Source organism: Cohnella rhizoplanae, from assembly GCF_948329515.1.
GTDB lineage: Bacteria > Bacillota > Bacilli > Paenibacillales > Paenibacillaceae > Cohnella > Cohnella rhizoplanae.
Map to the genome: position 1 here is coordinate 194,950 of NZ_CAOJCN010000002.1, position 13,161 is coordinate 208,110.

The window sequence follows — 13,161 nt, forward strand, 5'->3', positions numbered from 1 at the left end:
GCTGCGTCCTTGCTTCGTTTATTTGATTATTTCTTCGTATCGTCCTGGATCGCTTCGGCAGGCGAGCGCCCGATGCGCAAGCTCTTGAATTCAGTAGGCGTAAGTCCGGTCGCCTGCTTGAATACCTTGCTGAAGTAGTATTGGTTCGGATATCCTGCCATCGCCGCGATCTCCCGGAACTTGAGGTCGGAGGGATCTTCGATGAGCCGCTTGGCCAGATCGATGCGAAGCTGCGTCAGGTATTCGATCGGCGAGAGGCCTTTGGCTTTTTTGAATTCCCTGCTTAGAAAAGAGACGTTGAGATTGACGAAATCGGCCGCGTCGGCCACCGTGATTTCTTCGGACAGATGGTTTATGAAGTAGGCCTCCGCTTTGTCAATGAGCTGCCCGATCGAGCCGTCGGACAGCGCGGCGTCGGACGCCGAAGGGAAGAAGTTCTCGAAGAGGGCGGTTAGATGCCGGAAAAGAGACGGATAATCGACCGACGAGGCGAAGATCTCGTCCAGCTCCCACTTTAGCTCGGCGTCCGCAATCCCTTCGGCCGGCGCAGTCTGCCGGACATCGTACGCGAGGCGGGAGAGGCTCGCCTCCACCATGCTCTGCGTGTATCGCTGAGTCTCGCAGCGCCGAAGACAATCCTCGACCGCTTGCATAAACGCATCTTTACGGCCCGACTTCAGGTAAGCGGCCAGCTTGTGTTTGTCGTAGATTTTGTAGGGGGCGAGGGACGCGTACGGCGAGGTATCCTCGTCCAAGATGATGAGGCTCGAGCGTCCGAATTCGGCATGCCTGTCGAGCGCCGCTCGCGCAGACAAGTAGGCTGACCGCAGCGCCTCGGGATATTCGACGCGCGGATGGACCGAGACCGCGAGGCGGCATGCGGTTCCCTCATAACGAGACAACAGCGCCTCATAGACGGAACGGTACGGGATCGGATCGCCTGTCGTACTGCCGAATACGATGATGGTCTCGTCCATGCCCTCGCCATCCAACGCCCTGGCCGCGACATTGCCGGCCAGTAACCGGGCGAGCAGCGCGTCCAAGTCGTCCAACTCTTCCTGCCCGCGATCGGGCTGCGTCGCGGAGCCGGACTTGGAACTGCGCGGCAGCAGCCTGGACAGCGACCCCGCGCATACGACCATCAGCGACCATTGGCGCTGATGGTCGTATGCGGCCGCCTGTCTCGCGGGGCGACCTCTCAACAGATCGCCCCACCGTCTCCTCTCCGATTCGATATGCGCCGCGCGAAGCTTGGGGACGACCTTGCTCAAGATCGCGTCGATCGCAGGCTGCGTCACCGGTTTTAGCAGAAAGTCGTTAGCGCCGAGCCGGATCGCCTCGCGCGCGTACTCGAATTCGCCGTAGCCGCTGATGATGACGAATACCGTGCCGGGCAGTATTTCTTTGAGCTCGGAGATCAGCCGCAGGCCGTCCATGCCGGGCATCCGGATATCCGTGAATACGATCTGCGGGCGAACTCTGCGGCACATCGCCAGCGCGGATAGGCCATCCGCGGCCTCTCCCGCGACGACGACGTCGGGAGCGAACCCCTCGATCTTCCGCACGATGCTGCGCAGGATCGGATGCTTGTCCTCCGCGACGACCACTTGAATCATGACGATCTGTCCTCCTCGTGATTAGGCTTGCCTACCCCGAAGCAGATCCGGCTGCCGCCATCCCCGCGGTTGGACGCTTGAAAATAGAATTCGTCTCCAAAATGAATAACGAGCCGTACGAATGTGTTCAGGATGCCGAGACCGGATATTCGCAGGTTCGTAATCAGCTTGCCGTTCGTCAGGTTCGAGCGGTATTCGTACAGTTTGCTCTCCAGCTCCGCCAAGGCAGCGGGCTCGAAGCCCGCTCCGTCGTCCTCGATGGCGAGCTCCCAGTCGTCCGGCGCCCCGTACCTGCCGGAGATCCGGATATGCCAAGGCGGGAGCCGCTTGTCGAAGCCGTGATCGATCGCATTCTCGACGAAGGGCTGCAGCGAGAGCTTGGGAATGCGCAGCGATCCCATCGCCGCTGGCACGTCCATATCATAGAACAAACTATCGTCGTAATGAAGCCTCATCAAGTCCAGGAAAAGGGCGGAATATTGAAGCTCGTCCGCCAGCGGGACGTCCGCGTCCGCGGAGGAAGCGCTGTAGCGCATCATCTCCGCGAGACGGCAGCACATGTCGGCGGCGATCAGCGCGTCGGATTCCTCGCAATGGACGGCGATGACGTTCAGCGTGTTAAAGAGGAAATGCGGATTGATCTGCGCCTGCAGCGCCAGATAGTTGGCCTCGGCCTCCCGGATCCGAGACTCGTATTCCGTGTTAATAGACTGCTTGAGCTTCCCTACCATATTCTCGAACGAGCGGTTGAGCAAGATTAATTCATCGTATTCGTACCGCTCCGGATACGCTTGCTGGAACGACAGATTGTCGAGGGATACCGACCTCACGGTCCGCGTGAGCTTCCTTAGCGGCTTCGTCAGGAGGCGAAGCACCAGGTAGTAGACGATCAGGACGCCGAGAAAGGTGAACAAACCGACAACGAACAACAGCGTGCGGTAGCGGGCCAGATTGCGGCTGAGCGACAGACCGTCGTCGACGACGACGGTCGTCCACCCTAGGTATGCCGACTTGTAGGTGCTGACCAAGGTCGGCCGTCCATCTAGCCGCAACTCCTCCGCGGGGTCGGTTCCCGTGCGCAGCCTGTCGGTTATGGCGCCGGTCAACTCGGCACGGCGGTCATCCGCTCCGGCAAGCGCAGGGTAGATCTGCGAACCCTCTGCATCGAAGATCAGCACCTGCTTGCCCGTCTGCTCGCGGTCGATGGCAGCGATCTCCGCGATGCTGGCGTAGGGCAGCTGGATCTCGACCATCCCGAAGTCGGTGAAGTAGGGCGTACTGAACTTGCGTACGACGGAGATGACGTCGCCGGGTTCCGTGGACCACGGATCGGCGTGCGGCGGGAGCGCCGCGAACAGCTTGTCCCTGCCGAACAGCGCGGACAGGGACGCGGGATCCGAATACACGGAAGGAATATCGCGCTGCAGATGCTCGTTGCGGAAGTAAGAGAAGTATATGTTTTTATCCGGCACGAATACGATCACCCGGTAGAGATCGCTGACCACATTATAGATGGCATTCAGATTGTGGGCGAGATTGGCCTGCGATATGTAATTCTCGAGCGTATTATCGGGACTCGAGCCGCTCAGCTCGACCATGACGTTCAGATTGTCCTGATTGTTCGTGAAGCCGAGCGCCGCATAGTCGATTTGCTTGTACAGCGTATCGACCTGGTCGGATATTTTCTGCGTCGTCGGAGCGAGACCCGCAAGCTCGGTCCGTACGAGCGTCGATCTCATATAGGCATACAGATAGCTGATGGACGACAGCAGGATCAGGAAAAAGACGATCATGATCGTCAGAATCAGCTTGTTCTGGAATCCCAGTCTTCTGAACACGAGGACGCCTCCGTTCGCTGGCGCTCAGACGGCCGCACAGTGATTATAATCATAAAAGTATAAAGCAACCAGTCATAAATCTTCATTTTCTGCCCGGTTGAATCCGGTTACAGTTAATTCAACGGTTGCGAACGTACATCGGAACCGAACGATCAGAGGGGGATTCGCATGAATTCTGCAATTCGAAAGTCAGGGGCCATCGCGGCCGCCAGCGCGCTGATGCTCGCGCTGGCAGCTTGCGGCTCGAACAATAACGAAGGCGCTAGCGCGTCGTCCGAAGCTACAGCGTCGGCAACGGCCTCGGCGTTGGCATCGGCGACGGCTTCGTCCGAGCCTACTGCCAAGCCGGATCCGGTGACGGTCAGCTATATCGCCGCGGCCAGCCAGCTGAACTACGGCGGAATCAAGGACCTCATCGCCAAGTGGGAGGCCCAGACGGGCAACAAGGTCGACATCCAAGCGATTCAGGACGATCAATACGACAACCTGGTCAAGGCCAAGCTGTCGGGCGGCGGGGACATCGATATCTTCTTCGGCGCTTACGCCAAGTATGACGTACCGAACCAACTGCTCGAGATCTCGGGCGAACCGTTCGAATCCAGGCTCAACGATATCGCCCTTGCTTCCATGAAGTACGCGGACGGCAAGATCTACGGCTTTCCTTCTCCGATGGCGCTGAGTTCGTGGGGAGCCTTTTATAACAAAAAAGTATTCGCCGACCTGGGGTTGACGCCTCCGAAGACGTTGGACGAGCTGAACCAAACGCTCGAGAAGATCAAGACAGCCGACAAGACGCCGATTTACTTCGCGGCCAAGGACGGCTGGACGATGCTGCAGCACCGCAATGGCGTGAACGGCGTCATCGGCGGAGAGGACCCGACCATCTGGGACAAGCTGAACAACAACCAAATCGGCTGGAAGGACATCCCGGGCTTTCTCGAACAGTACAAGCAAGTCGAGGAATGGTCGAAGAAAGGCTACCTGAACAAGGATCTGCTGACGGCCACCTACGAAAAACAGCAACAAATGCTTGTCAAAGGCGATGCGGCGATCATCTTCCAGGGCGCTTTCGTCGTGCCGGAGCTGCTCAAGATCGACCCGGCCGCAGAGATCGGATTTTTCCCGCTGCCTAATACGGACGGCAGCCAGACGATTGCGCTCACCGGCGCTACGCAGGTTTACATCGCCAAGAACAGCAAGCATGCCGAAGCATCCAAGGATCTGCTCCGTTTCCTGTCCGACCAGGCGCAGGTGCAGTCTTACCTCGAGATCTCGCCGGGAGTCAGCGCGTTCAAGGACGTCGACGTATCCGACAAGATGCCGGAGTCGTTGAAAGAGATTCAGAATATCGTCAACTCGGGCAAGCTGTCCCGTCACGGCGACGAAGCTTATATCGTCCCGCTGCCTTATGACGATATGGTCGCTGCCTATTCCGAGCTGCTGGCCGGCAAGATCACGGCCGAAGAGTTCGTAAAGAAGAACGATGACATGTTCCGGAAGAACGCCAAGATCGCGAAAATTCCCGGCTTCTAAGCGAATCGAACGCGAACGGACGCAGCCAGAGAAAAAGAAACGGCGCCTGCCGTAAAACCGGCAGGCGCCCTTCCAAGCGAGAGGGATGGAGGAAGCCTCATGCATCACGCCTATAAAAAAACGTATTACCCGGTCTATTATCTAATCCCGATCTTACTGATTTTTACGGTGTTCTATTTGTCCCCCGCCTTGCTCGGCCTTCTGTATTCGCTGACCGACGCGAGCATCAAGACCTCGGGCATACGCTTCGTAGGCCTGGAGAATTACAGGTTGTTGTTCAGCGACGGCGGCGCGTTTTTCGTCAGCATCTGGAACCAATTTAAATTCGCCATTCTCGACGCGCTGGGCAAGACGGCCATCGGGCTGCTCCTGGCGCTTCTGCTTAATAGAAAGTTTAGAGGCAATCACTTTTTGCGGGCGATGATCTACGTGCCGATCATGTTCGGCACGATTATGATCGCGATTATTTTCAATTATATCTTGAGCTACGACGGCTTCCTGAACAACTTGCTGAGCGGGATCGGACTCAGCGCGCTCACCCGGGACTGGCTGGGGAGCTTCGAGCTGGCGATGTACTCGGTCATCGCCGTTGATATATGGGTGGGCGTCGGCTGGTCGATGCTGCTCATCCTCGCCGCGCTCCAGTCCGTGCAGAAGGAACTGATCGAATGCGCGGAGATCGACGGCGCTACGCCGCTGGCGAGATTCTTCCATATCACGCTGCCCAGCATCGCCGGCACGCTCAATCTGAGCTTCCTGCTCTCGATCATCTCGGGCCTCAAAGCCTTCGATATCATCTACGCGATGACCCGCGGCGGTCCTGGACACGCCACTGAAGTCATGTCGACCTTCCTCGTCAAATCGATGTCGGCGGGATCGATCGGTTATCCCGCTGCGATCAGCGTACTTCAATTCATCGTGATCACGACGGCGGCCATGATAATCAGCTACTTCTCGAACCGAAGGGAGTCTGCATCGTGAGCGCAGCTTCCAGGATGTTCAAATCATTGACATACTTAGCCGCCTTGATCGTCTTTCTGATCTATGCCATTCCTTTCGCGCTGATATTGATTACTTCGCTTAAGGACGAGCAGCAATCGAAGATCATGAATTTCGCGCTGCCCGATCAACTGCGCTTCGAAAACTACTTAACCGTTTTCGAGCAGGGCGACATCTGGCGCGGCTTTTCCAACGGAATGTTCGTATCCGTGACCGTAACGCTGCTGACAGTGCTGCTGTGCGCGTTTTCCGCATTCATCATCCAGCGCCGCCGTACGGCTTTCACGAGATTCGCCTATCAATTTTTGCTCGCGGGCATGGTAGCTCCATTCTCCTTCATTCCCGCGATTAAGCTGCTTCAAACGCTGCATATGGGCAACAACTTCTCGGGTCTGATCATGGTCGATTTAGCCGGACAAATCCCCTTCACCATCCTGATCTACTACAGCTTCGTACAGGGCATCCCCAAAGAGATGGACGAAGCTGCCGTCGTAGACGGCTGCGGGCCGATGCGCATGTTTTTCCGCATTATTTTCCCGTTGCTGATGCCCGTCGTCTCGACGAATGTCGTTCTGACATTCACCGCGATCTGGAACGACTTCGGCAACGTCCTGTTCCTCGTACCCAAGACCGCCATGTGGACCATGCCGATGGGCGTGTTCAACTTCCAGCAGCTTTACACGTACAACTACGGACTGGTATGCGCGTATATCGCAGTCGCGCTGCTTCCGGTACTAGTCATTTATCTGGCCGGCCAGAAATATATCATCTCGGGCATGACGGCCGGCGCGGTCAAGGGCTGATTGAATTCGCTGCGCCGGAGCGCCGTCGCGTACGATCCGCAGCGGCAGCGGCTTCGATGCATGCGAGCAGAATGCCATGTGCAATCTGCTCGCATGTGAAGGCAGCCGCGATGGCGTTCGGATGTCAGATATATGTAAGCGCTTCATTTATGCATTCTGAAAGGAGGTGAGTTCAAGCAAGCGGGAAAACAAAGGCGTGATCAAGATCAAAAGGAGATGAAGAAAATGAAAATCGTCCGTAACCCGAGAAGCTTGGCGTTTCAAATGCTGGTCCTGCTGGTCCTGTGGGCCGGCGCCGCCTGGCCTCACGTCCCGCAAGCGCACGCGGACCCGGCGCTCCGGCGGGTCGTCAACAACACGCATCCGCTCAACATGATCGGCTTCTACTACTCGGATTCCTCGAATCTTCCGCAGCTGTGGAATTCGATCCCCGCGAACCAGAAGCCGTACTCCACGATCTTGCTGATCGCCGAGAATTCCCTGAACAATACAGCTACGGTAAAGAATTGGATCACCGCCCGGCTGGATGAATGCCAGGCAGGCCAGATGTCCTGCATGGTGCAGGCCATCAACGGCGAGACGAAAAAAAGCTTGGCGATTCCGGTCAGCTGGTTCGAATCTCTCATGCAGAACTATACGTCCCTCATCGGCTTCAATGCCGCCGAGCTGTATAATTCGATTCCCTTTTATGGCCAGACCGAGGGCGACCACTCCCAGTACGTCGCAGACCTGCTGAATATGGCGGCGAATTACGGCGGACTGTTCGTCTGGTCGGATACGAACATCTTCAGCGCGAACGGCACGCTCCTCGACTGGATTCAGAACAATTCGAATCTGATCGCCGCCATGCGCGCCCACAAGGACAACTTCTCGATGATATACAAGCAATCGTATACGGACAACAGCACCGAAGGCCTCAGCCTCGGCTTGTTCCTATCCGGCCTCGCCGGCAACTGGGGAATCAGCTCGGACTGGTGGCACTGGCAGTTGGCGGGGTACGGCCAGCTCTTCGGCGGATGGAACGGCGCCAACGGCGACTGGAAGCAGATATTCACCTACCCCGAAGCGATGTACGTGCAAGACTTGATCCGCGTCGCGAGCGAGGGAGGCACCGTCTTCAAGTCGGAGGCGGGATGGTATTCGACCTCCAACCAAGGACGCCTCACGCCGGGCTACGTACATGCCGCCCTTCCTTTCCTCGACAAGGTCATAAACGGCAGCATTCATATCCCGACGCGGGCCGAGGTGCTCGCCAAAAATAAATTCGCCTACGTCGGCAAGCCGGCTTGGTCCGTGCCGTACATGTCGAACTACTCCGGCATTTATATGAAGACGGGCCGCTATGGCATCATCCCGCTGCTGCCGACGAACGCGAACGCCGCGGAGCTGGCGAACTTCGAGAATACGTCGACGACGCCCAAGGACGAGGCGTACTTCCAGTCGCTGTATCCGTCGGAGACGTACGCCTCGAACACATTCGCCTCCCGGAATGGCAGCACGTGGTACTGGATGAACAGCAGCGAGAACACCGACGTCTATCAGAGCTCCAAGCTCATGCCGAAAACGAATCCGAGCACCTACTTCTATATCGGCGCCAATCCGCACACCTATGCGGTCGTCACGGAGAGCGCGACGCAGTTCAAGGTGCATCTGAACAATTATCGCGTCGACAAAAGCGCGATCTACAACGGCACATCCTGGAGCAAAGCAGGCGTCAACGACTATATCTACAACACGTACAGCGTAAATCCGAATGACGATACGCTGCGGACCAGCGTCATCAAGGTGAACGGCGCTTACGACGGAGGAAGCCCGCAACTCACGATTACCGGAGACAACGGCTATTCGTATACGCAGCAGTGGGATGCCGCGAACAAGGAATTCACGCTGACCGTGCAGCATAACGGTCCGGTCGACATCGTCATCGGCGCCAATCAGGCGGGCGCCGGCACGGCGAATCCGCCGGTGGCGATCGAGGGAGAGAGCGGGACGCTGGCGGGTACAGCGTGCAGCTGCAGCATGGCGACCGCCTCCGGCGGCAAGTACGTCGGGGAACTGGGCAATAGTGCGACCAGCGCCGTGACGCTGCAGGCCTATGTCGATCAGCCAGGATACTACCGAATGGACGTAACCTCGATCGTATCGGGCACGCGCAACTACATGATCAGCGTGAACGGACGGGTCGGACGCCAGCTCGCCGTCAGCGGCAGCTCCTGGACGCAGCCGGCTGCGTCCGTACCGATCGATATTTATCTGGACGCAGGCAGGAACACGATCAAATTCTACAACAATACGGCCTGGGCCCCCTCGCTGGACAAGGTTGTCTTATCGCCGTCGGCAAGCGCGATCCCGGGCATCGAGGCGGAGAGCGGCACGCTAAGCGGCACTGCCGTCCTCATGAACATCGCCGCGGCTTCAGGCGGTAAGGTCGTCGGCAACGTAGGCAACGGCGCAGCGAATTATGTCACGCTCAGCGCAAGCGTGCCGACCGCGGGGAGTTACCGGCTCAATATATACGGCATTGTATCGGGCACGCGAACGCTGTACGCGAGCGTGAACGGCGGGGCTGGACAATCGGTCAATGCCAGCGGAAGTTCATGGACGGCCGTAGCTCCGGTCGTTTCCCTTGACGTCAATTTGAATGCCGGCGCAAACGCAATCAAGCTGTATAACGATACGGCGTATACGCCCGGCATCGACAAGATCGAGATCGTGCCGTGATCGGCCAAGAAAAGGAGGATAAACATGAATAATGCCATGGACACTCGCAGATACGGCTCCGCCAGGCGCTGGACGGCCTTCCTGCTGCTCGTCGCGCTGCTGCTGCCGCTTGCCTTCCGGCATGCGCAGACGGCGAGCGCCGACGCGCCGCTGCGCCGTCCCATTTCCAATACGAACCCCGTTTTCATGCTCACGGTCGCCAACAATCAGCCGCAGTCCACGGTGCAGAATATTTTCAACTCCGTTCCGTCCGATCTGCGTCCCTATGTCGTGCTGAGCCTCTATTACGAGCCGATCGCCGACACGGCCGCGAGGACGTGGATCGACGCGCAGCTAACGATCTGCGACCAGCTCGGCATCAAGGCCAACGCCCAGGTCGGCAACGGATGGACCGGCTCGTCGGTCGATCTGGCATTCGTGGAGAGCCTGTATCAGAACCACCCGTCGTTCGTCGGACCGCTGTTCGCCGAGCAGCACGGCACCAACTACGGCAACCTGGCCAGTATGATCAATCTGTCCGCCGATTACGGCGGTTACCTGTTCAACATCGAATACACAAACGGCGGAAATGGCATGCTGTCGGCCCATTCGTCCGCATCCATGCTCGCCGCGATGCGGGCGCATCCGGACAACTACGTCCCGATCGCGAAGCAAACGACGAACTCGAGGTACCACGAGACCGAGGCGATCGCGAACGGGCTGTGGACGAGCGGGCTCGCGGGCAACTGGGGGGTCAACCCCGACTCATGGACGTGGTGGGAGACCGGCAGGGCGGGCTTGTACCAGCCGGAGCCCGGTCCCCGCGGCGCGAACGGCTACAAAGCGGTCGTGACCTATCCCGAGGCGCAGCTCTCGATGGTCATGCTTCAGTCCGCGGCGTCCGGTTCCACCGTGTTCGCGAACTTCGAGCATTATACGTACACGAGTTTCCACGACGGGAGCACGACGCCCGCATTCCAAAAGGAAATTATCCCGACGATGCGGAAAATCATTAGCGACGGCCTGATTCCGTCCCGCGCGCAGGTTCGGTCCAAGATCAAGGTCGCTTGGCTCAGCGACAACGATCAGATCAACGACAATTACTACGCGAACTTATACGCGGACGGCACGAACCGGGATTGGCTGCGAACGACGGGGCGGTATTATATCGTTCCGCTGCTGATCGGGGGCACGAACGCGACGGAGCGAAGCTATTTTCCCGACGTGCTGAGCACCTCGCAATATGCCTCGCAATTCCCGACGGCGGCAGACAAGCTGAGCTACTTTAATGCGCGCTATCCGGCGGATGCGACGGGAGACGCGATGGCTCAGAACTTTCTCAATGATAAATGGTTCATCGAGAACAATCTGGAAAATACGAATCAGGCACAGTCGGCGGTCCTGTACCCCCGCGTCAACACGGTCGACACGGTCAAGCTGACGATGCCGCCCCAGACGTATGCCGTTCTCAAGGAGCAAAGCGGCACGCTGAACTTCCGGATCGGCAATTACAACGCAAAGAAAGACGCCGTCTGGACGCAGGGGAACTGGAGCAATAGCGACTTCCAAAACTGGGTGAAGACGTCCTACCAGCCCGCTCCGGACGAATCCGATCTGCGGACGACGACGATCCAGGTCAACGGTCATACCGGCGCCAGCAAGCCGGTCGTGTCCATCGTCGGGTACAACGGGTATACGGGATATACCTCCACGGAAAATTGGAATGCCGCAAGCAAGATCTATACGCTCTCGATCACGCATAACGGCGCGGTGGACGTGACGATCCAGGCTGCCGGCAGCAATACGGCGCATCTCAGGCCCTCCGACAACGTCGCCTTGAACAAGCCCGCAACCGCGCAGTTCACGGCGTCCGGCTATTCGGCCGCTGCAGGGAACGATGCGGATCCGCTCAGCTTCTGGGACGGGGGCAATTATCCGAGCTGGTGGCAGGTCGATCTGCAGAACGTATACGATATTTACAACGTCAATCTAACGACCTACTACGACGGCACGAGATACTACCGGTACACGATTCAGGCGAGCGTCGATGGGACCAACTGGAAGGAGATCGCGTCGAAGACGAGCAGCAGCGTCGCGACCGCGAGCGGGGAGTCCTACAATTATGGCATCGCCGCACGCTATATTCGGGTGAACATGCTGTATAATTCGAACAACCCCGGCGTGCATATCCGCGATATCAAGGTGAACGGGACGCTAAGCTCCGGCATCGCGAACCGCGCACTGGGCAAGACGCCGACGGCATCCGCGACGTTCCTGGACGCATCGCGTCTGACGGACGGGAACAAGGCGACGGCGAGTTATTCGGACAGCACGCCGAGCGGCGGCCTGCAGTGGGTGCAGCTGGATCTGTCTTCCGTGCGCAGTCTTAACAATATCAAGCTTTGGCATTATTATGGAGATGCGAGGACCTATCGCGACGTAATCGTACGCGTGTCTAACGATCCTGCGTTCCAGGCCGGCGTCACGACCGTCTTCAACAACGACGCCAATAACAGCGCGGGATTCGGAGCCGGCACGGATGCCGAGTACGCGGAGACGAGCGGCGGCAAGAGCATCTCGTTCAGCCCGGTGTATGCGCGGTACGTCAGACTGTATTCGAACGGCAGCACGGCTAACGCGTACAACCACTATGTCGAGGCGGAGGTGTACGGTTACTAGGCCGCGCGACTGAAGAATAAGCACAGCGGCAGAGGGATTTCGGACAGGCATGTCGCCGTCAGACGCTCCGGGAGGCTCTCCCGGGGCGTCTGACGGGTCATCCTGCGGAATTGTCAGGGGGAATATCGATGAATATCGCGTCTTTATGCGATGCGATCGGGCTGGACGCCGAGGCGACGGCGCTCGTGCGGCGCTACGACGAGACTGAGGACGGCTTCTATGGCGCGTTCCGCGCGGCGTTCCTGCGGGACCGCGCAGCCGCGCTCGCATCCGTGCGGGAGCGGGAGAATGGCAGGGAGCAGCTTCTGTACCTGTTCGCGAAGCTGGCGACGGACGCTTACGAGGCTTATCGCGTCAGGGGAATTCCGGAAGAGGTCTATTTCGACACCTTCTCCGACATCCGGATCTGGAGCGAGGAGTGCAAGCGGCAATACGGGACGTACGGCATCGAGGAATCGGGCTGGCTGCAGGAGCACGTAAGGCTCGCACTGTTCCGGCTCGGGCGGCTGCAGTTCCAGCCGATCGCGCTGGACCGCGAGCTGGTCGCCGGGGGGCGCAAGTATGCGAAAGGCGACCTCGTGCTGAACGTACATATACCTGCGGGCGAACCGCTGGAACGGCAAGCGGCAGAGGCGTCCTTCGCGCGCGCGCGCGCCTTTTTCAGAGGCGTGCCGCCGATATTTGTCTGCCACTCCTGGCTGCTGTATCCCGGCCTCGGCCAAGTGCTGGACCCGGAATCGAACATTATGCAGTTCCAGCGGATGTTCGAGATCTACGAGGTCGACGACGCCGAGAGGCAAGCGGAGGAACGGATCTTCGGCATCGGCAGGCTGCAGGACGATCCCATGGCATACGAAGCCTTCACCGGCCTGCAGCGCCGGGCCAAGGCGTATCTGGCGGCCGGCGGCAAGCTGGGCGCGGGGGCGGGGATCTATGCGGCGGGCGAAGCGGGGCTTTAGGCAGTATGTGACGATCGGGCGGTCCTGGCGATCC

Annotated in this window: 8 protein-coding genes; 6 read left to right on the plus strand and 2 right to left on the minus strand. The window is 58.7% G+C overall.

Features of this window, described 5'->3' with window-relative positions; genetic code table 11:
• Positions 1 to 26: 26 nt before the first annotated feature.
• Positions 27 to 1,616 (minus strand): response regulator transcription factor, encoded by a 1,590-nt coding sequence (locus PQG80_RS05180; RefSeq protein WP_271750154.1) that lies wholly within the window; start codon positions 1,614 to 1,616, stop codon positions 27 to 29.
• Complete coding sequence (locus tag PQG80_RS05185; protein ID WP_271750155.1) at positions 1,613 to 3,454, minus strand: sensor histidine kinase; 1,842 nt, start codon at positions 3,452 to 3,454, stop codon at positions 1,613 to 1,615. Before PQG80_RS05185 ends, PQG80_RS05180 begins: the two co-directional genes overlap by 4 nt.
• Positions 3,455 to 3,622: 168 nt before the next feature.
• On the opposite strand from PQG80_RS05185, the gene PQG80_RS05190 reads away from it, so the two are divergent.
• The 6 genes from PQG80_RS05190 to PQG80_RS05215 all read left to right on the plus strand — a co-directional run bounded on the left by PQG80_RS05190 (position 3,623) and on the right by PQG80_RS05215 (position 13,127).
• On the plus strand, positions 3,623 to 4,987 hold the full coding sequence (locus PQG80_RS05190) for an ABC transporter substrate-binding protein (RefSeq protein WP_271750156.1): 1,365 nt from the start codon (positions 3,623 to 3,625) through the stop codon (positions 4,985 to 4,987).
• A 99-nt stretch (positions 4,988 to 5,086) separates the two neighbouring features.
• Positions 5,087 to 5,968: a carbohydrate ABC transporter permease gene (locus PQG80_RS05195; RefSeq protein WP_271750157.1), complete on the plus strand. Its 882-nt coding sequence runs from the start codon at positions 5,087 to 5,089 to the stop codon at positions 5,966 to 5,968.
• Between the two features lie 26 nt (positions 5,969 to 5,994).
• Complete coding sequence (locus PQG80_RS05200) at positions 5,995 to 6,789, plus strand: carbohydrate ABC transporter permease (RefSeq protein ID WP_271750158.1); 795 nt, start codon at positions 5,995 to 5,997, stop codon at positions 6,787 to 6,789.
• A gap of 225 nt (positions 6,790 to 7,014) precedes the next feature.
• Positions 7,015 to 9,510 (plus strand): glycosyl hydrolase family 98 C-terminal domain-containing protein, encoded by a 2,496-nt coding sequence (locus tag PQG80_RS05205; RefSeq protein ID WP_271750159.1) that lies wholly within the window; start codon positions 7,015 to 7,017, stop codon positions 9,508 to 9,510.
• 24 nt (positions 9,511 to 9,534) lie between these two features.
• Positions 9,535 to 12,168 (plus strand): glycosyl hydrolase family 98 C-terminal domain-containing protein, encoded by a 2,634-nt coding sequence (locus PQG80_RS05210; RefSeq protein WP_271750160.1) that lies wholly within the window; start codon positions 9,535 to 9,537, stop codon positions 12,166 to 12,168.
• A 128-nt stretch (positions 12,169 to 12,296) separates the two neighbouring features.
• The gene (locus PQG80_RS05215) at positions 12,297 to 13,127 is read left to right on the plus strand and encodes an acyltransferase domain-containing protein (protein ID WP_271750161.1); all 831 of its coding nucleotides are present in this window, start codon (positions 12,297 to 12,299) and stop codon (positions 13,125 to 13,127) included.
• The last annotated feature ends 34 nt before the right edge of the window (positions 13,128 to 13,161 follow it).